We start from the raw sequence: 24723 nt of genomic DNA, 5'->3' as shown, positions 1-24723 counted from the left end.
AAGACAAAGACGCCAGCCGCCGGAAACTGCCTGTCGAGGGACGAATTTCATGGCGCACGGAAATAGTAACACCTTGAAAAGTTAATAAATACGCAAACAAGAAAACAAGATAACGTTTCTTTTTCATCCCATTTCATGGAATAAAAACTGGCCCGCCGCCCTCCTGCCGTGCATTTGCATGGAAACAGGCGAAAAAAAACCGCAGCACAGGCTGCGGTTCTTGTATCGATACCTTATTTCTTTGCTTCCTTCGGCTTCACCGGCACCAGGCTCAGATCCTGAAAGTCGTAGCTGAAATCCGTCTCGGCCGACACCGGCGCCATTTTTACCCGGTCGATGCTGCCATCGGGATTGAGCGAGAACGTCACGTAGGCATCGGCGTTGAAATTGCGCTCCTTCCAGCGCACGATGAAGGTGTCGTGCTGCCAGTGTTCCAGTTCGCCCGTCAGGTCCGGCGTGCGCGTAAAGCTGAGGATGTGCTTCTTGCCTTCCGGACGGATAGTGACCTTGCCATACCAGGCATCCTCATACTCGCCGTCATACGCCGCCAGCGGCAGCGATGGCTGCGATCTGGCCGCGCGCGCGCTCGACGCCTTGCCCTGCTTTTTCACTTCCTCGGCATGCTGGTCCTGCTCCACCTTGGCCACCAGCGCCAGCCAGTCCGACGGCGCCGCCTGCAGGTAATGGTCGAGGATGCGCCATTGCAGCGCCGTCATGGAACCGCCATTTTCCGCATTGGTCAGAATGGCCACGCCCAGCTTTGCTTCCGGCACCATCACCACGCGCGAATAAAATCCTTGCAGCGCGCCGCCGTGCATGGCCACTTTCATGCCCTTGTAGTCCCGCAGCTGGAAGCCCAGTCCATACGCGCTGAAATTCGGTTTCGTTGCGGCCAGCGCCGGCTTCGGCTCGGAAATCTTGATCGGCGTTTGCGCCGTCCACATCTCGCGGCCCTGCTTTTCACTGAACAGGCGCGCGTCCTTGCCATCCTTGTCCTTCACGCCGGCGATCTTGCCGCCGTCGAGCAGCACCATCATCCACTTGGCGATATCTTCCGCATTCGTGTTGATGCCGACGGCACCCACGGCATTCGGCACGGGCATGGACTTGACGGCGGCGATCTTGCCGTCGATCTTGCTGTGCGCACTGGCGACGTCGGACTTGCCCGCGTTTTCAAGCAGGCTGGTGGTGGTGCCCGTCATGCCCAGCGGCGCCAGGATGCGTTCATGCATGGCCTCGCCCCAGCTTTTCCCCGCCTTGTCGGCGATGATCTTGCCGGCCACGATATACAGCAGGTTATCGTAGGCATAGCTGTTGCGAAAACTCGTGGCCGGACGGATGTAGCGCAGCTTCTCGATGATCTCGTCGGTGCTGAACGTGGTGGTCGGCCACCACAGCAAGTCGCCCGCGCCCAGGCCCAGGCCACTGCGGTGCGTGAGCAGGTCGCGGATGGTCATGGCACCCGTCACGTAGGAATCGTGCATCTGGAAACCGGGCAAGTGCTTGGTGACGGGATCGTCCCAGGCCAGCTTGCCATCGTCGACCAGCATGGCCAGCGCGGCGGCCGTAAAGCCTTTCGAATTCGATGCCACTTCGAACAAGGTCTGCGCATCGACAGCGGCCGGTTCACCCAGCTTGCGTACGCCAAAGCCCTTGGCGGTGACGACCTTGCCATCCTTGACGATGGCGATCGCCATCCCGGGCACGTCGAACACTTTCAGGGCGGTGGCAACGTCGCGGTCAAGATCGAAGGCGGGCGCGGGCGCCGGCGCAGCGGCAACAACGGGTGCGGCGTCCAAAGCCAGCGCCGGCACGGCGATGCTGGAAAACGCCAGCACGATGGCGGCGGCAAGACGGTTCATGGTATGCATGGTCAGGATGTCCAAAGAAGGTTCAATGCGCTTGCGCGGCCATCAATTTATCGACGCTCTCCTGCGTCACCGGGTGGTAGCGTTCACGCGCCTTCGCATACACGTCCTTGGCCCAGGCATGGCCTTGCGGCGTCTTCATCAAGGCGCTGTACAGGGGCACGACGAACTTCTGGCGGCCCACGCTCATCAGGAATGCCTGCAAGGGCTGGCGCACATCGTAGCCGGCGTTCACGGAGGCCAGATAAAAGCGGTAAGCGACTTCATTGTTGCCGCTCTTGCCCACACCGTAGGCCTGGTCCAGCTCACGCAATTGCGCTGCGCTGGCCTTGTTGTTGATATCGTTCAGGAAGTGCATCGATTCGATGGCGATCCACTTGTCCATGCCCAGGTCCTTGGTCGCCAGCTCGCCTTTCAGCCAGGCGTCGCGGTGCTGGTCGAGCAGTGCCAGGCGCGGCGAGACGACGCGCTGCGCGCTGGCCGGCACGCCGGTGCCATACAGCCATTCATCGAGTTCCGCTTCCGGCATCACGTCCGGATGCTGCGCCAGCAGGTTCTTGCGCAGGTAGGCGATGAACTGCTCCGTCGTCACGCTCTGGAACGCGTGCTGGTCGAACCAGCCGCGCAGGAAGGGATCGAAGACGGCGCGGCCAGCACGGCGCTCCATGGTGGCCAGGAACCAGGCGCCTTTCGGGTAGATGATGCCATCGTCCGTGTATGTTTCAGCGGGATTGGCATCCGCATCGCGCGTGATCAATGCCGTTTTTGCTGCCGGCAAATCGCGGATCGCAGCGGCCAGTTCTTCCTGGTCGACCTGCACGCCCATCTGCGCCACTTCGCTGCCATACAGCTGCTCGACGATGCGCGTGGTGACGTAGGTGGTGAAGCCTTCGTTGAGCCACATGTGCTTCCACGAGGCATTGGTGACCAGGTTGCCCGACCACGAGTGGGCCAGTTCATGCGCGATCAGGTCGACCAGGCTGCGGTCGCCCGCGATCATGGTCGGCGTAAGGAAGGTCAGGCGCGGGTTTTCCATGCCGCCGTAGGGGAACGATGGCGGCAGCACGATCATGTCGTAACGACCCCAGCCATACGGACCGTACAGCGCTTCGGCTGCCTGGATCATCTTTTCCGTGTCGGCCAGCTCGTATTCGGCCGCCTTGATGCGCGGCGGCTCGGCATACACGGCGGAACGGGGACCGAGCTTGCGCACTTCCAGTTCGCCGATGGCGATGGCCAGCAGGTACGAGGGGATCGGCTGCGGCATCCTGAATTTCCAGCCGCCCTTGCCCGTCGCCTTTTCGTCATTCTCGGCGCTCATCACGACGCGCATGCCCGCTGGCGCCTCGATGCGCGCGCTGTACGTAAAGCGCACGGCCGGCGTATCCTGCGACGGCACCCACGAGCGGGCGTTGATGCTTTGCGACTGGCTGAACATGAAAGGCAGCTTGCCCGACATGGTCTGCTGCGGCGTGAGCCACTGCAGCGCGATGGCGTTCGGCGCCGTGTGATAGTAGACGCGCACCTTGCCCGGCTGGCCCGTGGTGGTGATGCGCAGCGCCTGGCCTTTTTCCGGATCGGCCTTGTCCAGCTGGTACGGCGCCATCTGCCATGCGCCGCGCTTGTCCTGTACCTGCACTTTCGCGATCGACAAATCGCGCGTATCGAGCACCAGGGTACGCGCCGCCGGATCGATCCAGTTCAAGGACAGCTCCGCATAGCCGGACAGGGTCTTTTGCTTGAAGTCCGCTTTCAGGTCCAGCTGCAGGTCGCGCGTGCGCACCTGGTCGTAGCGCGCGTAGCTGAGGGGGTCGGCGTGCGCGGCCAGGGTTACCTGGCAAAGTAGCGCACAGCCCAGCGCGCGCAGGAAGGTCAAAGTTTGCATGGTCGTCTTTTGAATGATTTGCGAAAGCCCCGGTCCGTGTGCGCCGGGGCGTCGCGCAGAATAGCACTTCCGGCGCAGGCCGGCAGAAAAAAGCGCCGGACTGGCCGGCGCCGTTTCCCTATTTCGTCTCGGCCTTGGCTTCCGGCTTGACCTCGGGTGCCTTCAGCGGCGCATTAAAATCCTTCATCAGGTTGTTCTTGTCGCGGTCCTGCTTGAACAGTTCGAGGCGCGATGGCGTGATTTTTCTCGGCCACGCATTGTTGCTGGTGTCGATATCGGCCGTCTCCCAGTACGGGTCCTGCACCAGTCCCACCATCGGCTCGTCAGTGACGATGACCTTGCTGATCTTGTGCGGCGCATAGCGCCACACTTCGGCAGGCACGCGCTCGATGATCTTCTTGCCGCTTTTCAGTTCAATCTCCAGTATCAGCGGCATCACCAGGCCGCCGAGATTCGAAAAGTCGACCAGGTACAGATGCTTGCCCATGTTGCGCTGTTCCAGCAGCTGTCTCTCCCACGGCTCCAGCGCTTCCTGCTCTTCCGCATAGCTGTTGCGGTCCTTGTTGGTGACCGTGAATTCATCGTGCCGGTTATAGAAATCCTTCAGCGCGGGATCGAGGTCGATCTTCTTCGGCAGCGCCTTGTTGCGCTGGTCCGAGATCGAGATGGGCTGCGCGGCCTTCTGCGCCTTCTTCCACGCTTTCTCGACTTCCGGATTCTTCGTGCTCACGCCATATTCGCTGATGCCGTCGATGCTGATGTCGACCGCGTCCGTGGTATAGAACCAGCCGCGCCAGAACCAGTCCAGGTCCGTGCCGGAAGCGTCTTCCATGGTGCGGAAAAAGTCGGCGGGCGTGGGCCGCTTGAACTTCCAGCGCAAGGCGTACTGCTTGAAGGCGAAGTCGAACAGTTCGCGCCCCAGGATGGTCTCGCGCAGGATGTTGAGTGCCGTGGCCGGCTTGTCATAGGCATTCGCCGTGAACTGCAGCAAGGACTCGGAATTGGTCATGATGGGCACCTGGTTCTGGCTGCGCATGTAATCGACGATCTTGCGCGGCTCGCCATTCCAGGAGGGGAAATGCTCTTCCCACGCCTGCTCGGCCAGATACTGCAGGAAGGAATTGAGGCCCTCGTCCATCCACGTCCACTGGCGCTCGTCCGAGTTGACGATCATGGGAAAATAATTGTGGCCTACCTCGTGGATGATCACGCCGATCAGGTCATATTTGGCCGTCTTCGAATACGTGAGCTCTCCCGTCTTCTTGTCCTTCACGGGGCGTCCGCCATTGAACGCAATCATCGGGTACTCCATGCCGCCGACGGCGCCATTGACGGAGATCGCGTTCGGATACGGATAGTCGAAGCTGTACTTGTTGTACTGCTCGATCGCGTGCACGACGGCGCGCGTGCTGTACTGCTGCCACAGCGGATTGCCCTCGTTAGGATAGTAGGACATGGCCATCACGCGCTTGCCGCCGCTGTCCAGTCCCTGCGCATCCCAGATGAACTTGCGGCTCGAGGCCCACGCCACGTCGCGCACATTGGCCGCCTTGAAGTGCCAGGTTTTCATCCCCACCGCTTTACTCTTTTCCGCCGCCAGCGCCTCGGCGGGCGTGATCACCAGCAGCGGCGTATTGCTGTTCTTTGCCCGCGCCAGGCGTTCGCGCTGCGCCGCGCTCAACACGCTAGCAGGGTTTTGCAGCTCGCCCGTGGCGGCCACCACATGGTCGCCCGGCACCGTCAGGTACAACTCGTAATCGCCAAACTCCAAGGTGAATTCGCCGGAGCCGAGGAACTGCTTGTGCTGCCAGCCGACGGCGTCGTAATACGCGGCCATACGGGGGAACCATTGCGCGATCTGGAAAATCGCGTTCTTGTCGTCTTCAAAGTACTCATAGCCGGAGCGCTCGACCAGCACCTTCTGGTCATTGATCTGATACGACCAGTCGATGTTGAAAGTGACGCTCTGGCCAGGCGCCAGCGCCACCGGCAGATCGATGCGCAGCATGGTCTGGTTGACCACATGCGGCAGCGGCTTGCCGTTGGCCGCTTTCACGGCGGTGAGCTTGAAGCCGCCGTCGAATTCGCGGCCCGCATGGATGGCGCGCAAGTCCTCGAATTTCAGCGCTTCATCCTCGCGGCCGCTCAACCAGGCCTGGCGCGAGGGCGCGCTCAGTACGCGGCGCTGGTCGGCATCCTGGCGCAAGCCATTCTGGTCCAGCTGCAGCCACAAGTACGCAAGGCTGTCGGGCGAGCGGTTGTAATAGGTGATCTGTTCGCTGGCCGTGATGGCGCGCCGTGCCTCATCGAGCGTGGCGCGGATCACGTAATCAGCGCGCTGCTGCCAGTAGGCGTGACCCGGCGCACCGGACGCCGTGCGGTAGGCATTCGGCGTAGGCAGCAGTTCTTCCAGCTGGCGGAACTTGTCGTCGAAGGGCGCGGCGGCGCACAGGCCGGACAAGGGAGCAAACAAGGTCACACATAAGGCAAGCAAGCGGACAAGGACCGGCATGGCGCATTCCATCTGGGAGTCGTGGGCACACTGCATTCTAAGTCGAGTCTGTTTGCAAATCGATCATTGTTGTCGAAGTCCCACACACCAGGCCGTGCCGTGCCCCGCCGGTACTGGCGCCGGCGCGGGCATTGGCGTATGATGCGCCTCGAACATTGGGGAGTAGTCGTCCCGCGGTCCTGCCGCGGGAACCTGTATCAACATGATTGGCCCGCAGGCCATGGTGCAGGTGGTTGCAGAACTTGACGAGACCATTGATCCAGGGCGGCCGCATGGGCCGGAGTCGCCCGTGGATCATTGGTTAATTCGTCCGGCCCGCGTACTCTTGCAATCTCATGGAAGCATTCCTCATCTCCACCGGCATCGTCGGTCTCGCTGAAATCGGCGACAAAACCCAACTCCTGGCCTTTTTGCTGGCCGCCAAATTCCGCAAGCCCCTGCCCATCGTGCTGGCGATCTTCGTCGCCACCATCGCCAATCACGCGTTTGCCGCCGCCGTCGGTACCTGGATCACCAGCATGCTGGGGCCCGATGTGCTGCGCTGGGTACTGGGCGTATCATTCCTCGCCATGGCCGCCTGGACCCTGATCCCCGACAAGCTCGATGAAGGCGAAACGAAGCTGGCCAGGTATGGCGTCTTCCTGACCACTCTGATCGCCTTCTTCATGGCGGAAATGGGAGACAAGACGCAGGTGGCGACCGTAGCGCTGGCGGCGCGCTATCACGACATTGTCTCTGTTGTGCTGGGCACCACCTTCGGCATGATGCTGGCCAACGTGCCGGCCGTCTACCTGGGCGACAGGATCGCCAACCGCGTCCCGCTGCGCCTCGTGCACGGCATCGCGGCGCTGGTCTTTGCCGTGCTGGGCGTGGCCACCCTGCTGGGCGCGGGCGCGGCACTAGGGTTCTGAGGCAGCCTGATATAATTTCTCATTTACAATATTCATGCTCATAATTACAATGTCGGCGACATGAGTACCGGCGCGCCCATCCCGAGCGGGCAGCGCGCCTTCTTGAGGAATGTATGCAGTTAAACAGAAAAGTGGCGGCGCTGTGCCTGGCCGCTTGCGCCAGCCAGCCTATCGCCGCCCTGGCGATACCCTTGAACTACCACCGCCAGACAGCAGCGCAGTCCGCACCCGAAGTACGCACGCGCGACCTGCTGCTGTTCGGCGCCGGCTTGATACTGCTGGCTGGCCGGCGCCGGCCAGAACACGACACCTGGACAATACTAGAGCAGCAGTAGCACCGCATACTCGCGGCCCTCGTCGCGCAAGGCAATGCTGTTGCCGCCCTGTGCGACGCCATCGAGCGACAATCCCGCAGGCCGCCCCTGTGCCTGCTCCACCGTGATGGCATAACTGCTGGCACCGAAGCGGTAATGCAGCTTGAAGCTGTCCCATTCGGCCGGCATGGTGGGCGTCATGCGCAGCACGTTCGCTTCACGCGTCAAGCCCAGCAGGGATTCGACGATCAGCCGGTACAGCCAGCCCGACGATCCCGTGTACCAGCTCCAGCCGCCGCGTCCCACGTGCGGCGCGACGGCATACACATCGGCCGTCACCACATACGGTTCCACCTTGTAGCGCGCCACCGCATGTGCGTCCATGCCATGGCGCACGGGATTGATCATGCGCAGCAATTCCCACGCCTTTTCGCCGTCACCCAGGCGCGCAAACGCCATCGCCGTCCAGATGGCCGCATGCGTGTACTGGCCGCCGTTCTCGCGCACGCCCGGCACATAGCCGCGGATATAGCCGGGATTGAGGTCGGCTTTGTCGAACGGCGGATCGAGCAGCTGGATCACGCCGGAATCACGGCGCACCAGGCGCGCATCGACCTGGCGCATGGCGCCGGCAACCCGCTCCTTGTTGGCAGCGCCCGACAGCACGCCCCAGCTTTGCGAAATCGAATCGATCTGGCACTCCTCGTTCGTGTGCGAACCCAATGGCGTGCCGTCGTCGAAATACGCGCGCCGGTACCACTCGCCATCCCACGCATGTTCCTCGACGCTGGCCGCCAGTTTCACGGCTTCGTCGCGGCAGAACTGGGCAAACGCAGCATCACCGCGCAGCACGGCCACCTCGGCAAAGCGCTGCAGCACTTCGTACAGGAAGAAGGCCAGCCACACGCTCTCGCCCTTGCCATGTTCGCCCACCTTGTCCATGCCGTCGTTCCAGTCGCAGGAACCGATCAACGGCAAGCCGTGCACGCCCAGGCGCAAGCCATGGCGGATGGCGCGCACGCAGTGCTCGTACAGGTCGGCCGACTCGCCCGAACGCACGGGCAGGTCGTAATACGAATCCTCTTCCGGCTTGACGGCGCGGCCCTCGATGAAGGGCGCCACTTCCGACAGCACGTTGACATCGCCCGTGGCGATCACATAGCGGCAGGCGGCCAGCGGCAGCCACAGGTAATCGTCGGAGCAATGCGTGCGCACGCCGCGGTCCGATGGCGGATGCCACCAGTGCTGCACGTCGCCTTCGACAAACTGGTGCGCCGCACACAGCAGCAAGTGATTGCGCAGCAGCTGCGGCGCCGTGTGGATCATCGCCATCGCATCTTGCAGCTGGTCGCGGAAACCGTAGGCGCCGCCCGACTGGTAGTAGCCGCTGCGCGCCCACAGGCGGCAGGCGATGGTCTGGTACATCAGCCAGCCATTGGCGATCACGTCCAGCGATGGATCGGGCGTTTCGATGCGCACGGCGCCCAGAGTGCCTTCCCAGTGCGCGCGCACCGCGTCGAGCGCACTGCGGGCCGCATCCTTGCCCGCATGGCGCTGCACCATGGTGCTGGCGTCGGCATTGCGGCGCCCGCCCACGCCGAGCAGGAAGACGATTTCACGTTCCTGCCCCGGCTGCAATTCAAACGGTACCTGGATGGCCGCGCACGGATCCAGTCCCGTGCCCGCCTTGCCGGACAGGCGCACGCGGCGCAAGGCGGCCGGCTGCGCCAGGCTGCCATTGCGGCCGATGAATTCATTGCGGTCGCAAGTGATGGAGCGGATGCTGGCATCCGTATTGAAGAAGCCGACCCGGCCCGAAAACTCCGTATTGTAGTTATTGCGCGCAAACAGGGCGCCGCTGATCGTGTCGACCTCCGTGGCCACATGCATGCCGGACTTGGCGCGCAGGTCGGCCATCACCCATTCCACATAGCCCGTGACGGACAGGCGGCGCGGCACGCCGCTGTCGTTGCGCACCTTGATGACCGAATATTTGACGGCCGCATCGAGCGCCACATAGGTGCACAGTTCCGTGGCGATACCGCCTTCGCTGTGTTCAAACACGCTGTAGCCGAAGCCGTGGCGCGTGACGTAGTCGCCGCTGCCGCGCGCGGGCAGGGACGAGGGTGACCAGAACTGGCCCGTTTGCTCATCGCGCACATAGAACGCTTCGCCGGACAGGTCGGACACGGGGTCGTTCTGCCATGGCGTGAGGCGGAATTCATGCGCATTCTCGCTCCACGTATACGCCTGGCCGGCTTCGGACACCACCGTGCCGAATTGCGCATTGGCCAGCACGTTCGACCACGGCGCCGGCGTCTGCTTGCCCTCTCCCGTGGTAATCACGTATTCGCGGCCATCGGGCGTGAAGCCGCCGAGGCCATTTTCCAGGATCAGCTCGCGCGCCTGCGCCCGGTGCGGCACGCCGCCATGTTCGCGGGCCGGGTCCTGCAGCAGCGGCGGCATGCGCAGCACGGGGCTCGGCGGACGCTTGACCTGCTCGGCCAGAGTGCCGCGCAGATCGCTGATGATGGCGCGTGCCACCGATTGCAGCAAGATGCGGTCCTCGTTGGCGATCTGCTCGGCCAGGCGCACGAAGATGCCGCCCGGGCGGTCGATCGCCTGCGCGTCGATGCCCGAGGCTATCAAGCCCATGATCTGGTCGTGCAGCAGCTGGCGGTAGCCCGACTGCTCTTCATACCAGATCACCAGGTCGACGATCAGGCCTTTCAGGCGCCAGTAGGCATGCGCCTGCACCATCTGGCGCGCCAGTTCGATATTGGCCGCGTCGCGTATCTGCAGCAGCACGATGGGCAAGTCGCCGGATATGGCATACGCCCACAGGCCGGACTGGCCACGCTGGTTCTTGATCAGGATGCTGGCCTCGGCGCGCAGGGCCGCATTCGGATAGATCACGGCATTGGCCAGGCGCGCATACAGCTGCGCGTCCGCTTCGCTGGCATTCAACTGGCGCAGCACCACCTGGCTGTGCGTCCAGGCCAGTTCGAACACGCGGTCGGCCAGGTGGCGGTCCTGGTATTTGTCGATCAGGTGCAGTGCCGCGTCGCGCTGCTCCACCATGCCGGTGACGCTGTCGACCGTGACGGCCTGGTCGGGTTCGAGCGTGATGACATAGCGGATGGCCACGATGGGATCGAGCACGGAGCCGTGGCCGCCACTGAGCGGGCCACTTTCCTGCAGCGCCTGCGGCAGTTGCACCGTATTGCCGCGGCCGATGAAGCGCGCGCGGTCCGTCTCGAACGATACTTCGTAGCGCTCGATATCGTGCACCGTCATCACATGCAGCAGCCACGGCATCTGCTCTTCCTTGGAGCGGGGCCGGCGCGTACATAAAATCGCTTTTTCATGCGCGAGGATTTCCGTCTGTACGAACAGCTTGCTGAACGCGGGATGGGCCGCATCGGCCGCCGCCGGCGCCATCACCACTTCGGCAAAACTGGTGATCTCGATGCGCCGCTGGCGGTTCGAATTATTGCTGATGCGCGTGCGGCGGATTTCGATGTCGTCCTCGGGCGAGACGACGATTTCCGTGTACAGGTCGAGGCCATGGTCGGCACGGCGGAACTCCGCCCGCCCCTCGGAAAAGATCACTTCATATTTCTTCGGTTCGGCCAAGGTGGGCTGGTACATGGTGGACCAGACGGCACCGTCGTCGAGGTCGCGCAGGTAGCAGAAATTACCCCAGTTATCGCGCGTGCTGTCTTCGCGCCAGCGCGTCACGGACAGGTCTTTCCAGCGGCTGTAGCTGCCGCCCGCATTGCTCACCATGACGTGGTAGCGGCCATTCGACAGCAGCTGCGTCTCCGGCACCGCGCTGTTGGCTTGCGTGAGGATGCGCATCGGCATGGCTTGCTCGGGCGCGCCGCTGCGCAGCACCGCCAGTTCGGCCGTGTTCGAGTAGAACGCGCCGGCCTGCGGCGTGCGTTCCTGCAGCACCAGCAAGGCCGATTGCAGCAGCGGATCGGACTCGAAACGGCGCTGCATCGGACGGTCGTGCAGCAGGTAGCTGAGGGCCAGGAAGCCCATGCCCTGGTGGTGCACCATGAAGGAGCGGATGATGGCGCTGCCCTGCCCGCGCGGCAGGCGCGCCGTCGTGAAATCGATGGCTTCAAAGAAGCCGTAACGGCCCATGTAGCCGGCCGCCTGCATGCGCTGCAGGTTCTGGCAGGACGCTTCCGGCTGGACCATCAGGCCCATCATGCTGGCATATGGCGCCACCACCAGATCGTCAGCCAGGCCCCGTTTCAAACCCAGTCCCGGCACGCCGAAGGCGCGATATTGATAGTTCAAACTGGCGTCGACCGTGTTGTAGCCGGATTCGGAAATCCCCCATGGCACGTCGCGCTGGCGGCCATAGTCGATCTGCGCCTCGATGACGGAGTGGTAGGTCTGGTCAAGCAGGGTATTCGGGTAGTTCGGCATCACCAGCAGCGGCATCAGGTACTCGAACATCGAGCCGCTCCACGACAGCAGCACGGGCTGGCCGGCCACCATGCACAGCTGGCGGCCCAGGGCGAACCAGTGCTCCTGCGGCAGCTGGCCCTGGGCGATGGCGATGAAGCTGGCCAGGCGCACTTCGGAAGCCAATAAATCGTAGTAGCTGGGGTCCAGGCGCCGCTCGCTGACGTTGTAGCCGATGGCCAGCAGTTTTGTCGATGGGTTGTACAGGAACGCGTACTCGATCTGCGCGAAATCGCGCGCCTGGCCCGCCGCGTGGGCGATATCGCGCATGTGGCGGCCCGCCTGTTCGCGGCCCTGCGCCAGCAAGGCGGCCAGCTCCGAAGGCGTGCCTTCCGGCGTTTCCAGGTTGGCCAGTTCGCGCAGGGTCGGCACGCGCAGCCACGCAGGATCGACGCCCGCCTGCGCCGCCCATGGCGCCAGCTGCAGCAACTCGGCCAGCGCCGCGCGGCACTGGCGCGCCAGCGCACCGCTCCACATGGACAGCTCGCCATCCTCGCTTTGCAAGGTCAGCGACAGCAGCGCCTCGGCAGCGCCATTCGCGGCGGCGAGATAGGCATGCCATTCGGCCAGGCTGGCGGGCGCGGCCTGCGCCTGCAGCAGGCTCATGCTCTCGCGCATGGCCTTGCTCTCGCCTTCGGCGGCGATGAATTCCTGCAGCACTTGTGCCGTCGTGCGGATGCCCTGCACCACCTGCGCGCCGATGATCGGGGCGTCATACAGTTCCACCAGTCCCGGCTGCAAGGTCAGCAGATGGCCGGCCAGGTTGCCGCTGTCGACCGTCGAGATGTACATCGGCTGCAGCGCCTTCAGGGTCTGCGTGTCGTACCAGTTATAGAAGTGGCCCTGGAAACGTTCCAGCTCACCCATGCTGTGCAGGGTGGCGCGGCTGCGCTCGATCAACTGGCCAAGGGTGAGGTAGCCGAAATCGTAGGCCGTCAAATTGGCCAGCAGCGCCAGGCCGATATTCGTCGGCGAGGTGCGGTGCGCCACCACCAGGTTCGGATGCTCCTGCATGTTATCGGGCGGCAGCCAGTGGTCATCGGGACCGACGAAGGTATCGAAATAGGCCCAGGTCTTGCGCGCCACGCCGTGCAGGAAACGACCCTGCTCGGCCGACAGGCGCGCCACGGCACGCTCGATGGGGCGGCTGATCCACCAGGCGATGGCGGGTGCGGCCAGCCACAGCAGCAGCACCACGGCTGCGGCGGGCAAGGCCTCGGGGCGCCAGTAGAGCAAGGCGCCGAAGGCGGCCAGCGCCAGCGCGGGCGAGCACCACATGGCGCGCCAGCTGTCGGCCTGCGAACCCGACGATACATGCAGGTTCGACGCGCGCCAGTCGAGCAAGTGCTTGTGCGACACGCCCAGGCGCCACAGGGTGCGCACGATGGCGTCCAGGCTGATCCACGCCTCATACGGCAGGAAGACGAGGGTCAGCATGGCGTGCGAAAACTGTACGCCGCAGCGCCGCTCGAAGGCGGCCAGGTGCTGGCGCCACAGGGTGTCGCGCGGTTTGCGCAGCAAATCGTACAGGGCTGAAAAGACGGGCGGCAGGAAGATGATGGCCAACACGGCCGCGCTCCAGAATGCCACCTGCGGCAGGAAGCCCCACGCCAGCAGCAGCGACAAGGTGGTAGCCGGCGCCACGACGCTGCGGCGCAGGTTGTCGAACAGCTTCCAGCGCGACAGCATCGACAATGGATTGCGTTCGCGCTTGCCGGCGCGGCCCGGCACCCGGCCCAGCAGCCAGCCGATCAGCTGCCAGTCGCCGCGGATCCAGCGCTGGCGGCGGCTCACGTCGGCGTCATAGCGGGCCGGGTATTCCTCGTACAGCTGCGAGTCGCTCAGCAAGCCGGCGCGCAGGTAGCAGCCTTCCAGCAAATCGTGGCTGAGGATTTTATTGTCGGGCAGGCGCTGGCCCAGCACGCGCTCGAACATGTCGAGGTCATAGATGCCCTTGCCGATGAAAGAGCCTTCATAGAACACGTCCTGGTACAGGTCCGACACGGTGCGCGTGTAGGGGTCGATGCCCGGCTCGCCGCCGCACAGCAGCTCGTAGCGCGAGGCGTTGGCGCTGGGCAGCGCCACGGCCACGCGCGGCTGCAAGATGCCATAGCCGGCCACCACGCGCGTGCCGGCCGCGTCCAGTACGGGACGGTTCAGCGGGTGCATCATGGTGGCGATGAATTCGCGCGCCGCGTCGCGCGGCAGCTGCGTATCCGTGTCGAGCGTGATCACGTATTTGATCGTGCGCAGGCCGCGCAACTCGCCCTCCACCAGCGAGAATTTGTCGCGCGCGCCGCCCCGCAAAAATGCGTGCAGGTCGGACAATTTACCGCGCTTGCGCTCCTGCCCCATCCACGTATTCTGCTGCGAATTCCACAGGCGCGGACGGTGCAGCAGCAGGAACGGCCCCACCTGGCCCAGCTGTTCCGGGTCGGCCGGGTCGCCGTTTTCCTTGGCCGCCACGCCCTCCACGCGGTATTTCTCGTTCAAGCCACGGATGGTCTCCTGCGCCTGGTGCAGCAGGGCTTCGTCGCCCGGCATCGTTTGCGCTTCCGCGTCGACGAAGTCGGTCAGCAGGCAAAAGCGCAGGTTCGGGTCGCGGTTGGCGAGATAACGCACTTCCAGCGCCTCGCACAGGGCCGCCACGTTTTCCTGGCTGTAGATCAGGGTCGGCACGACGACCATGCCGCGCGCATCCGATGGAATGCCGGCCTGGTAATCCATGCGCGGCAGCGGATGCGGCGACGTCATCAGGGTCGCCAGCCAGTTCACCACGGCCACGGCCAGCTGGCTGCTGCCCAGCAGCGCCAGCGCGCCCAGCGCCGCCAGGGGCCAGCCCTGCACGCCATGGCGCACGGCGCGCTCGAGCAGCAAGGCGCTCGTCGCCAGGGTCAGGAACGAGATCGCGCCCAAGTAGACGGCCAGCGGCGCGGCGCGCGCCGTATGCTGCAACGCCTCGATGAAAGGCAGCCTGGCGCCGGCCTGCTTTTCCAGCACGAGCACGCCGCGCCCCACCAGGTAAAAGCCGATGTGGCCGCGGCGCGCGTCATTGCCGTTGCCGTGCGTGTGCGCCAGTTGCACCACCATCTCGGCCACCTCCACTTCGCTGCGCGCGCTGCGCTTGGCGATGCGTTCAATGGCATGGCGGTAGCTGTCGCGCGTGGCGAAATCCATCAAGCCATACGTGCCGGCCGGATCCAGGCGCAGGGTCTGCTCGACCACGCTCATGGTTTCGACGAATTCCTGCCAATCCATGGTGCCGAGAAAACGCAGGCTACCGATGCTGTTGGCGATCGACACCTGGTCGGCCGCCTGCTGCCCGATCTCGGACTGGATCTGCTGCTCGATGGTGAGGCCCGACTCGGCCAGCTTGTGCGTCAGCCACGATAGCGCCAGGGTCAGCGAGGAACTCTGTCCCTGCAGGCGGCGCGACAATTCGGCCACGAAGGCGCTGGTCATCGGCGGATTCGAACGTGCCATGTCTGCCACCAGCAGTATCAAGCCGCTGGGATTGCGCTCGGCGATCTCCGTCATCTGGTCGGCCCAGGTATTGGCCAGGTCGCGCTGCATGCGGTCATCGGCCACGCGTACGGCGACGCGGCGCAGGTTTTCGATCAGGGCCAGGCGCAGCATGATGGGTACGGCCCACAGCTCGCCCAGGGTCAAGGTGGCCACGTCCTGGTAAGCCTCGACGAAGTGGCACAGGTTTTCCAGGTCGACGCGGCCATCGCCATGCGAGATGATTTCCAGCGCGATCTTGTACACGCGCGGACAGCCCGCGTCCACGCCAGAGGTCAGCCGTGGCAGCTCCTTGCTGTAGTTCTTCGGCAAATGCCGCCGCGTGGTGCGGATCTGCTCTTCGATCAGGTAAAAATTATCGAGCAGCCATTCCGAGGCGGGCGTGACCTGGCGCCCGCTTTTCACCGTGGCCGTCAGTTCGTTGACGGTAGCCGTGATCAGGGCCGCATTGTCGGCCAGACGCGCCAGCAGGCGGTCGCGGCCATGATGCCGACCTACCGCATGGCCGGCGGCCACATGCTTGCCGTGGGCGGCCATCTGGATGGCGCTGAATAATTCGGAACGCAGGGGCAAGGCATCGTCGCGCGCGGCGTCGAAGGTGTCCGGTGCGAGGGAATGGTCGCGGAAGATTTCCCTGACTTTGGAAACCTGTTCCTTGATCTGCTGCGTGACAACTGCTGTGTACTCTTTCAACTTGGCCTCGCTAGGTGCGCGCAGGCAGCCAGCGGCCGCCGTCACGCTGGCCCAGTCTGAAGAACACGATCGGACACTGGCGAAGACGGAAAGCGAAGCGCCGGAGCGTTGCGACGAATCTCAGGGTATAGGGAGATTTTCTGAACTTCATCGTAGGGGCGCCCTGTGCGCAAGACCGTGCGCTAGCGTACATACCCGGTGCTTTAGGGGCGTGCCGGCAAAGAAATCAGCGAGTAAAACGGGAGAAAAATTCCTGGAGGAAATGAACAGAGGGAAATGAGTAGCAGCACCGTGCCAATGATGGCACGGCGCAATATTTCACGGAAGAAAGCTCAAGCCGCTCAGGCAGCGATGGCCAGCGGATGGCGCGTCGCCTCCGCCATCGCCATGCCGCCGTTGAGTTGCCATGCCGCACCATGACCGAGGCGGCGCAGGCAGGCAGCGGCGCGCGCGCTGCGGTTGCCGCTGCGGCAGAAAAAGACCAGCGGGCGCTGCGGCTGCTGCAGCCACGCGGCTACCTGGCCCGCCAGGCGGCTCAGCGGCACACTGCGCACGGCGCAGCCCTCGAATACTGTGCCGGCGCAAGCCGCGTGTTCATACGCTTCGCGCACGTCGACAAGGATGGCGTCGGGATGCTGGCGCAGGAAGGCGGGCAAGGCGGCCGCATCGAGCTGCAGTTCGGCGGCAGGCACGATACCTTCCTGCACGCTGCGCACGGTGCCGCAAATGCTGCCGTCGTCGCCTGACGCGCACAGCACGGTGCCTTGCGTCAGCAGCGCCGCATCCAGCAGGGGCGCCAGCGCCTCGGGCGCCAGGTTGCCGATGAAGGCGAAGCGCTGATCGAGCAGGTACACATGGTTTTCACCACACTCGACGCGGCGCAGGCGCTGCTGGCCCAGTGCCAGCTCACCGTCGATATCGATGCGACCCACCTGCTCGATGGCGAGTTCCTGCAGCAATGCCAGGCGCGCCACGCCATGGTCGGCTGGCGGCGCCGTGTGCACGATGGCGCACAAGGCCAGCTGCTGGCAGCGGATGAAGGCGGCCAGGCGCGGCACGAGCGCGGCGACCGGATCGATGACGACACAACTGGCGCTGGCAGCGTCGCTGATCAGCCAGGTGCACTGGCCATCCACGCTCAGCTGGATTATGCCGTCCTGCGCGCCGTCCTGCGGCGATGGCGCCAGCGCCGACGGCAGCAGACAGCTGCTGCGCAGGGCCTCGCCACAGCGCTCGATGCGCGCGCAGGCAGCGGCAATCGTCGCCGCGTCGATCAGGGGGCCGAACGACAGGCGGATGGCCGAGCTGGCGCGCCATTGCGGCACGTGCATCGCTTCGAGGACATAGCTGGGGAGCGCCTTGGCGGCGGAGCAGGCGCTGCCCGAACTGACGCGCACGCGCGCCGCGTCGAACAGGTCCAGCAGCTCCTTTGAGGACAGGCCCGGCACGGAAAAATTGAGCGTCGTCGACAAGGACAAGTCGAACGGCATATTGAAAACGATGCCGGGAAACGCCCGTTCCAGGCTGGCCACCAGCTGCTCGCGGAAAGCGGCCAGGTCGGCGTGGCTGCGGAAGGTCTTGCCATCGTCGAGCGCGGCCAGCACGGCGCCCAGCGCGGCGATGCCGGCCATGTTTTCCGTGCCAGAGCGCAGGCCCGCTTCCTGGCCGCCGCCCATCATCAGGGGCGTAAACGGCGCGCCGGCGCGCACGTACAGCATGCCGATGCCCTTGGGCGCATACAGCTTGTGGCCGGAAAACGGCGCGTAATCGATGCGCGTGGCGGCCAGGTTCAGTTTCAGCTTGCCCAGCGCCTGCACGCAATCGACCATCCAGTAGGCGTCGGCGCCCCGTTCCTGCAGCAACTGGGCGATGGCGGACAAATCGCTGACGACGCCCGTTTCATTATTCGCCGCCATCGTGCACAGCATGGCCGCGTCGCCGATCAGCGCGCCCAGGGCCTGCAGATCGTGGCGCCCTTGCGCATCGACAGGCAGCTTGCGCACTTCCAGGTTCAGGCCCAATAAGCGGTTCCAGTGCGCCAGGCTTTCCGGCACGGCCTTGTGCTCGGTCGCGCCATACAGCAGCAGGCTGCCGATGCGCTTGCCCGCATCGCGCCGTTCGCGCAGCGCGCACAGGGCGGACAGCACGGCCGTCTGGATACTTTCGGTGGCGCCGCTATTGAACATCAACCGGCCGTCGCCCACGCCCAGCAAGCCGCTGGCGCGCCGGCGCACGCCATCCATCATGGCCTTGGCCTGCAATCCCGTGGCATGGGTGCTGCTGGGATTGCCATAGCCCTGCTCCATCGCTTGCCGGGCGGCGGCAACGGCGGCGGGCAGCACGCAGGTGGTGGCATTGCTGTCGAGGTAGATTTCTTTCATGATGGCAGTCTGAGTATTCTATAAAAGGGCACAGCTAAAAAGGGGCAGAGCAAGCGGCTGAAACATATGGATAGTCTACCGGCCTGCGCCCGTGAAGATATGCCAAAAGACACTGCAACTACGGTACTATGCAGCATGTTCATGCCATAAAAACCGGAATAACAAAATGAATTCACCAAACGCCTCGCTCGACAAATTCGACTGCGCCATCCTCGCAGCCCTGCAGCAGGACGGTACTCTGTCGATCGCCGCCCTCAGCGAAAAGATCGGCCTGTCCAGCACGCCATGCTGGAAACGGGTCAAGCGCCTGGAGGAAGAGGGTTATATCGAGAGCCGTGTGGCCATCGTCAACCGGCAAAAAGTGGGATTGCCCGTGACCGTCTTCGTCAGCGTGCGCACGGGCCAGCACGATGAGAAATGGCTGCGCCGCTTTGCCGCCGCCGTCATCGTCTTGCCGGAAGTACAGGAATTCCACCGCATGAGCGGCGACATCGACTACCTGCTGAAAGTCGTCACCACCGACATCAAGGGCTACGATACCTTCTACAAAAAGCTCATCAAGGCCGTGCAGCTGACGGGCGTGTCCTCCGCCTTTTCCATGGAACAGATCAAATGCAGCACGGAATTGCCGCTGGAATTGATCGCCCACGGCTTGCCTGCCTGAAGCGTTTTTCATCCACGCCGGGCGGACATGGAAAATCACGTTGCTGCAATGCAACATAAATGAACGAAAAGCAGCAATGGTGCGGCGGGACGCGCAGCGCGGCCGGTATACTGTCCGCTTGTCTGCCCGCTTTTCTGCACCTTGTGCAGGCCACCATCCAAGGTCTTCCATGTCTCTGCTCCGCCGCCTCTCCATCCAGAAAAAACTCCTGTTCAGCATGGGCTTGTGCCTGCTGCTCTTCATGGCGATCTCGTCCTTCCTCAGCGTGCGCATGAGCAGCGACTACGTGCGCGAGCGCGTCGTCAGCCAGGAATTGCCGGCGCAAGTGGGCGAGATCCGCAACGACGTGCTGCGCCAGATCAACCAGCCGCTGTCCGTGGTGCAGACCATGGCCAACGATGTCTACCTGCAAGACTGGGAAGACGCTGGCTTGCCCGACAGCGGCATCGCCACCTTCCAGCGCTACGCCAGCGTGGTCAAGGAAAAGAACAAGGCGGCCTCGATCAACTGGGCTTCCGCCAGCACGGGCAAATACTTCACCACCGAAGGCTTGCTGCGCACCCTGGACAAGAACCAGGCGGCCGACCAGTGGTTTTATGGCTTGCTGGCCGGCGACAAGGCCTATACGCTCGACATCGACAAGGCGGAAAACTCCAGCGACCTGATGTTGTACCTGAATGCGCGTGGCCAGACGGCGGGCGGCAAGCAGATCGCGGCCGGACTGGGCCTGTCCATCAATGCGCTGGCCGACACCATCCGCAGCTACAAGATCGGCCAGACGGGCCATGTCTACCTGGCGCGCGCCAACGGCGTGCTGCTGGTGCACCGTGACACGGCCCTGGCCGACGGCAAGCATCTGCTCAAGGATTTACCGGGCTTTAGCGATACCCTGAGCCAGAGCCTGTTGACGGGCAACAAGTACGCGTACGCCATCTATGACGCGCCCGCGGGACGCCAGTTCGTCGCCGCTTCCTTCGTGCCGGAATTGAATCTGTATGTGATGGCTGAAGTACCGGAAGCGGAAGTGCTGGGCAATGTCACGCGATCGGCCCTGATCGCCGCCCTGATCGCCGGCCTGGTCGGTGGCGGCATCGCCCTGCTCATCATTTATGTCATCAGCCGCGCCATCGCCGCCCCCGTCGCGCGGGCGGCCGACATGCTCAGTGAGATCGCCAGCGGCAATGGCGACCTGAGCCGCCGCATGCCCGTCGAATCGGAAGACGAGGTCGGTGCGCTGGCCGCCGCCTTCAACCGTTTCGTCACATCGCTGAACGTGACGATACGCGAAGTTCGCGACAGTACCGGGGCCATTGCCAGCGCATCGAGCCAGATCGCGTCGGGCAACCTGGACCTGTCGGCGCGCACGGAAGCCCAGGCGTCGAGCCTGGAAGAAACAGCGGCAGCCATGGAAGAACTGACGTCGACGGTGAAACAGAACGCGGACAATGCGCGCCAGGCCAATCAGCTGGTGGTGTCGGCGTCGAGCCACGCCGTCAAGGGCGGTGAAGTGGTCGGGCAAGTCGTGCAGACGATGGGCGCGATTACGGAAAGTTCGCGCAAGATCGCCGACATTATCGGCGTGATCGACGGCATTGCCTTTCAAACCAATATCCTGGCGCTGAATGCGGCGGTCGAGGCGGCCCGCGCGGGTGAACAGGGCCGCGGCTTTGCCGTGGTGGCGACCGAGGTGCGCAACCTGGCGCAGAGGTCAAGCCAGGCGGCCAAGGAAATCAAGGACTTGATCGTCGACTCGGGCAGCAAGGTGGAAGCGGGCAGCAAGCTGGTCGACTCGGCCGGCGCCACCATGCAGGACATCGTCGTCTCCGTCCAGAGAGTCGCCGACCTGATGGGCGAAATCGCCTCGGCCAGCCAGGAGCAAAGCCAGGGCATCGCGCAGGTCAATGCCACTGTCACGCAGATGGATGACGCCACCCAGCAAAACGCGGCCCTGGTGGAAGAAGCGGCAGCAGCAGCCCAATCCTTGCAGGATCAGGCTGGGCGGCTGGCGCAGGTGGTCAGCGTCTTCAAGCTGGAGGAAAGCGGGCATGTGGCACCGCAGCCGCCGGCGCACAAGCCCATGCTGCCCACGCCGTCCCACCCGACAGTGCCGGCCAGCGATGCGTGGGAAGAGTTTTAAGGAAATTACAGGGCAGGTGACTTCACGCTCGCCGCTTGCTTGAAGAAATCATAAATGCCGCTTTCGCTCATGCGGCGGGCATTTGCCAGTTCGCCGCCCTTGGTGGCGTACAGCACCTGGTTGTTGTCGCTCGAAACGAGCACGGCAGCGGGGATGCCTTTCTTGAGCGGATTGCCATAGGCTTGCGCCACATCGAGGTTATGGTCGAAGTTACCCACGTCGACCTTGACGACCTTGAACTGCTGTTGCATCAACTCGGCGTTCTTGCCTTCCTTCAAGGCCCTGTCGAGCGCGCGGCAATCCTCGCACCAGTTCGCGCCAAAGATCAGCAAGACAGGTACGTGCGCCGTCTTGGCCTCGGCCAGCGCGCGCGCCACGTCGGCCTTGGCGTCGGCCGCCGCGTTGTACGGCAAATGCGGCGTGGCGACAGGGTTGCCCGGTGTAGGGGCGGCGGCAACGGCGGTACCGGCAAGCAGCAGGCTGGCAAGGAAAAGGGAAACGAAACGGGAAACGCGCATGCGGGGCTCCTGAGAGAAATCGTAAGGCCAGCTGAACAGCTGCCAGCGGGCGTGATTGTCTAGAATATGCCTGCTTGTAGGAAATATCCACCATTTAATTGCACTGTGCTTATGCGGAAAACGTATAAGCACCGCCAAGGAGAGGCCGCTTGAGCACGCCAGATACCCTGCCCCCGACTTTGTCCGGCGCCGCGCGCATGCTGCGCAGCGCCTATTCCGGCGGCATGCCAGACACGGCGTATTTCGCCGTGCTGGCCCTGCTGTATGAGCACTTTTCCGACCGCAACCTGGCCGAGCTGATGGCCGCCGTCACGCAAAAGGATGCTGAGACGGTCCTCAATGACATCTATGCCTGCTCCAGCAGCAAGCCGGAGCCGTCCAGCGTCGAGGCCGCCAAGAACTTGCTGGCGCAGCACGGCTTGCAGGCCGTCTGCGCCGAGGATTAATGCCCGCAGGCAGCGAAATGGAACGCATGGGATAATATGGGGCTCACACTGAGCAACGCGGCCCGAACGCGCCCTCCCCCCATGACGACTTCTTTCCTGGCACGCTGGCTGCCGCAACCGAACAACGGCAGCCGCCGCGAACAATTACGCGCCTGCGCGGGCGCCATCTGCGGCTTGCTGCTGACGGGCCTGATCTGTCATTTCCTGCTGGCCCCCGACAGCGCCAGCGTCTACCTGATCGCCCCCATGGGCGCCTCGGCCGTCCTGCTGTTCTGCCTGCCGGCCAGCCCGCTGGCGCAACCGTGGTCCGTAGTGGGCGGCAATGTCGTCTCCGGCCTGGTCGGCATGGCCTGCGTGAAATGGCTGGGCCCCAGCGTGGGCGTGGCGGCGCTGGCCGCCTGCCTGGCCATCGGCGCCATGTTTGCTCTGCGCTGTTTGCATCCGCCGGGCGGCGCCGTGGCACTGACCACGGTGGTTGGCGGCGCCAGCGTGCATGCGGCCGGCTTTGAATTCGTCTTCATCACCGTGCTGTTCAATTCCGCCGTGCTGGTCGCTTGCGCCGTGCTGTACAACAACCTGACGGGGCGCCGCTACCCGCACATCCAGCAACTGGTGGCGCCGCATCCGCACGACACCAAGGATGAGGTGCCCAGCAACCGCCTGGGCTTTTCGCCGGACGACCTCGATGCCGTGCTGCGCCAGCACAGCGAAGTGCTCGACATCAGCCGCGACGACTTGCAAGCCATCTTCCTGCAAACGGAAATGCGCGCCTACCAGCGCCGCTTCGGCGTCGTCACCTGCGCCGACATCATGTCGAAAGACGTGCTCAGCGTGGAATTCGGCACGCCGCTCGATGTTGCCTGGCGCACCATGCGCGAGCATCAGGTGGGCGCCCTGCCCGTGCTGAACCGGGCGCGCCGCGTCATCGGCATCATCACGCAGACGGATTTCCTGCGCCACGGCGGCCTCGACGATTATCAGGGCATGCGCCAGCGCCTGCGCGGCCTGCTGCAGCGCAGCGGCTTGTCCCACAGCGACAAACCGGAAGTGGTGGGCCAACTGATGACGCCGTCGCCGCACACGGCCCGCCTGGGCACGCCCATCATCGACCTCGTGCCCCTGATGGCCGATGCCGGCTACCACCATATTCCCATCCTCGACGATGAAGAGCGCCTGGCCGGCATCATCAGCCAGTCCGACCTGATGGCGGCCCTGTACGAAAGCCGCTTTGCCGAGGCGGTGGCATGACGCCATTCCAGGCACTGCTGGCCGGCCCCGATGGCGGCTCCGCCGGCACGGCCGTCAGCGCGCACTTCTTCGGCAGCCAGCTGGCCATCGACGCGCCCGGTTCCAGCGTCGAGGTAGCGCAGCTGGTCGTCAGCGTGGGCGGTGTCGACGGACCGGAACTGTTCCTGAACTGGCTCGACGGCCAAGGCCGGCAAGCCTCGCTCAAGCCGCTGACAGCGGACGACATCGCCACCGTCTTGCGCGAAGCGCCGGCCGCGCTGCAGCCGCAACTGCAGCGTTTGTGGGGCGAGCGCCAGCGCAACCGACGGCAAGTATCGGGCTGGCTCGCCGGCTTGACGGGCGCGACCATCATCGCCGCCGCCCTGCTGTGGTGGCAGGGCGGCCATGCCGTTGGCGCGCTGGCAGGGCTGATTCCCCTGTCGACGGAAAAGCAACTGGGCGAACTGGCCCTGGCACAAGTGCGCGCGCAGGGCGGCATCAGCGAAAGCGGCGTGGCGCAGCAGACGGTGCAGGAGATCGGCCGCAAGCTGACGGCCGGTTCGCGCTACCAGTACCGCTGGCTGGTCAAGCAGGACGACACGGTCAACGCGTTTGCCATGCCGGGCGGCATCATCGTCGTACATACGGGCTTGCTGCGCCAGGCAGCCGACCCGGGCGAACTGGCCGGCGTGCTGGCGCATGAAGTGCAGCATGTGGAGCAACGCCATTCGCTGCGGCAAATGATCAGCAGCCTGGGCTGGGGCGCCCTGGTGGGCGTGACCATCGGCGACATCAGCGCCGTGGCCGCCATGCTGGCGCACCAGGCCGGCACCCTGTATTTCAGCCGCGACATGGAAGAAGAGGCGGATCGCCTGGGTTTGCTTGCCTTGCAGCGCGCACAGATCCGTCCCGACGGCATGCTGCGCTTTTTCCAGAAGCTCGACGACAAGGACAAGGCCAGCGTGCCGGGATGGATTTCCTCTCACCCGCAGACGGCGGCGCGCGCGCAGCAGATCCGCAGCCTGATCGCCGCCACGCCCTGCCCCGCCTGCGTCCCCTTGAACAGCCAGCACTGGCAGGCGATGAAAGCCTTGGTCGCGCCAGCGGACAAATAGCAACATTCCTCCTCAATAATTTGTCCAAACGCACTGGGCAATCGCGTA

Annotated in this window: 13 protein-coding genes and 1 riboswitch; of the genes, 7 read left to right on the top strand and 6 right to left on the bottom strand. The window is 64.2% G+C overall.

Annotated features, from left to right (window positions below; genetic code table 11):
• Nucleotides 1-233: 233 nt before the first annotated feature.
• The 3 genes from CSQ91_RS27915 to CSQ91_RS27905 all read right to left on the bottom strand — a co-directional run bounded on the left by CSQ91_RS27915 (nucleotide 234) and on the right by CSQ91_RS27905 (nucleotide 6265).
• Nucleotides 234-1871 carry a serine hydrolase gene (locus CSQ91_RS27915; RefSeq protein WP_099390234.1) on the bottom strand — a complete coding sequence of 546 codons (1638 nt, stop codon included), beginning with the start codon at nucleotides 1869-1871 and terminating at the stop codon, nucleotides 234-236.
• A 22-nt stretch (nucleotides 1872-1893) separates the two neighbouring features.
• Entirely contained in the window at nucleotides 1894-3753 is a 1860-nt protein-coding gene (locus CSQ91_RS27910) for a M1 family metallopeptidase (RefSeq protein ID WP_099390220.1), read from the bottom strand.
• A gap of 118 nt (nucleotides 3754-3871) precedes the next feature.
• Complete coding sequence (locus CSQ91_RS27905) at nucleotides 3872-6265, bottom strand: M1 family aminopeptidase (protein WP_099390233.1); 2394 nt, start codon at nucleotides 6263-6265, stop codon at nucleotides 3872-3874.
• Between the two features lie 145 nt (nucleotides 6266-6410).
• Nucleotides 6411-6590: riboswitch (yybP-ykoY riboswitch) on the top strand.
• A gap of 10 nt (nucleotides 6591-6600) precedes the next feature.
• On the opposite strand from CSQ91_RS27905, the gene CSQ91_RS27900 reads away from it, so the two are divergent.
• Together CSQ91_RS27900 and CSQ91_RS27895 are read left to right on the top strand one after the other, a co-directional pair.
• Entirely contained in the window at nucleotides 6601-7176 is a 576-nt protein-coding gene (locus CSQ91_RS27900) for a TMEM165/GDT1 family protein (RefSeq protein WP_070278880.1), read from the top strand.
• Nucleotides 7177-7289: 113 nt separating this feature from the next.
• Nucleotides 7290-7511, top strand: a complete 222-nt coding sequence (locus CSQ91_RS27895) for a hypothetical protein (RefSeq protein ID WP_070278878.1) — start codon at nucleotides 7290-7292, stop codon at nucleotides 7509-7511.
• Here CSQ91_RS27895 and CSQ91_RS27890 read toward each other — a convergent pair.
• Both CSQ91_RS27890 and CSQ91_RS27885 read right to left on the bottom strand, forming a co-directional pair.
• The gene (locus CSQ91_RS27890) at nucleotides 7497-16124 is read right to left on the bottom strand and encodes a GH36-type glycosyl hydrolase domain-containing protein (RefSeq protein WP_099390232.1); all 8628 of its coding nucleotides are present in this window, start codon (nucleotides 16122-16124) and stop codon (nucleotides 7497-7499) included. The genes CSQ91_RS27895 and CSQ91_RS27890 overlap by 15 nt on opposite strands.
• Nucleotides 16125-16528: 404 nt before the next feature.
• Entirely contained in the window at nucleotides 16529-18568 is a 2040-nt protein-coding gene (locus CSQ91_RS27885; RefSeq protein WP_099390219.1) for an aminotransferase class V-fold PLP-dependent enzyme, read from the bottom strand.
• A gap of 166 nt (nucleotides 18569-18734) precedes the next feature.
• Here CSQ91_RS27885 and CSQ91_RS27880 point away from each other — a divergent pair, with 166 nt between their 5' ends.
• The gene (locus CSQ91_RS27880) at nucleotides 18735-19232 is read left to right on the top strand and encodes an Lrp/AsnC family transcriptional regulator (RefSeq protein WP_046682091.1); all 498 of its coding nucleotides are present in this window, start codon (nucleotides 18735-18737) and stop codon (nucleotides 19230-19232) included.
• A 169-nt stretch (nucleotides 19233-19401) separates the two neighbouring features.
• Nucleotides 19402-21369, top strand: coding sequence for a methyl-accepting chemotaxis protein (locus CSQ91_RS27875; RefSeq protein WP_099390218.1), 1968 nt, complete (start codon nucleotides 19402-19404; stop codon nucleotides 21367-21369).
• Nucleotides 21370-21374: 5 nt separating this feature from the next.
• Here CSQ91_RS27875 and CSQ91_RS27870 read toward each other — a convergent pair whose 3' ends face one another.
• Nucleotides 21375-21887 (bottom strand): thioredoxin family protein, encoded by a 513-nt coding sequence (locus tag CSQ91_RS27870; RefSeq protein WP_034783258.1) that lies wholly within the window; start codon nucleotides 21885-21887, stop codon nucleotides 21375-21377.
• Between the two features lie 149 nt (nucleotides 21888-22036).
• Here CSQ91_RS27870 and CSQ91_RS27865 point away from each other — a divergent pair, with 149 nt between their 5' ends.
• The 3 genes from CSQ91_RS27865 (at nucleotide 22037) to CSQ91_RS27855 (ending at nucleotide 24675) form a co-directional block, all read left to right on the top strand.
• The gene (locus CSQ91_RS27865; RefSeq protein ID WP_218963778.1) at nucleotides 22037-22333 is read left to right on the top strand and encodes a DUF3349 domain-containing protein; all 297 of its coding nucleotides are present in this window, start codon (nucleotides 22037-22039) and stop codon (nucleotides 22331-22333) included.
• 81 nt (nucleotides 22334-22414) lie between these two features.
• Nucleotides 22415-23581: an HPP family protein gene (locus CSQ91_RS27860; protein ID WP_034783256.1), complete on the top strand. Its 1167-nt coding sequence runs from the start codon at nucleotides 22415-22417 to the stop codon at nucleotides 23579-23581.
• Nucleotides 23578-24675, top strand: a complete 1098-nt coding sequence (locus tag CSQ91_RS27855; RefSeq protein WP_034783255.1) for a M48 family metallopeptidase — start codon at nucleotides 23578-23580, stop codon at nucleotides 24673-24675. The genes CSQ91_RS27860 and CSQ91_RS27855 overlap by 4 nt, the downstream gene beginning before the upstream one ends.
• Nucleotides 24676-24723: the final 48 nt, after the last annotated feature.

Origin of the sequence: Janthinobacterium sp. BJB301 (assembly GCF_002735685.1) — a bacterium.
GTDB lineage: Bacteria > Pseudomonadota > Gammaproteobacteria > Burkholderiales > Burkholderiaceae_D > Janthinobacterium > Janthinobacterium lividum.
The sequence above is the reverse complement of the archived record's forward strand: the minus strand, read 5'-3'. Positions and strand labels throughout refer to the sequence as shown.

Bases quoted from the DNA above. Each gene is read 5' to 3' on its own strand.
- CSQ91_RS27855 (WP_034783255.1), top strand. From the start codon at position 23,578: ATGACGCCATTCCAGGCACTGCTGGCCGGCCCCGATGGCGGCTCCGCC.
- CSQ91_RS27900 (WP_070278880.1), top strand. From the start codon at position 6,601: ATGGAAGCATTCCTCATCTCCACCGGCATCGTCGGTCTCGCTGAAATC.
- CSQ91_RS27880 (WP_046682091.1), top strand. From the start codon at position 18,735: ATGAATTCACCAAACGCCTCGCTCGACAAATTCGACTGCGCCATCCTC.
- CSQ91_RS27915 (WP_099390234.1), bottom strand. From the start codon at position 1,871: ATGCATACCATGAACCGTCTTGCCGCCGCCATCGTGCTGGCGTTTTCC.
- CSQ91_RS27895 (WP_070278878.1), top strand. From the start codon at position 7,290: ATGCAGTTAAACAGAAAAGTGGCGGCGCTGTGCCTGGCCGCTTGCGCC.
- CSQ91_RS27870 (WP_034783258.1), bottom strand. From the start codon at position 21,887: ATGCGCGTTTCCCGTTTCGTTTCCCTTTTCCTTGCCAGCCTGCTGCTT.
- CSQ91_RS27885 (WP_099390219.1), bottom strand. From the start codon at position 18,568: ATGAAAGAAATCTACCTCGACAGCAATGCCACCACCTGCGTGCTGCCC.
- CSQ91_RS27860 (WP_034783256.1), top strand. From the start codon at position 22,415: ATGACGACTTCTTTCCTGGCACGCTGGCTGCCGCAACCGAACAACGGC.
- CSQ91_RS27910 (WP_099390220.1), bottom strand. From the start codon at position 3,753: ATGCAAACTTTGACCTTCCTGCGCGCGCTGGGCTGTGCGCTACTTTGC.
- CSQ91_RS27875 (WP_099390218.1), top strand. From the start codon at position 19,402: ATGTCTCTGCTCCGCCGCCTCTCCATCCAGAAAAAACTCCTGTTCAGC.
- CSQ91_RS27905 (WP_099390233.1), bottom strand. From the start codon at position 6,265: ATGCCGGTCCTTGTCCGCTTGCTTGCCTTATGTGTGACCTTGTTTGCT.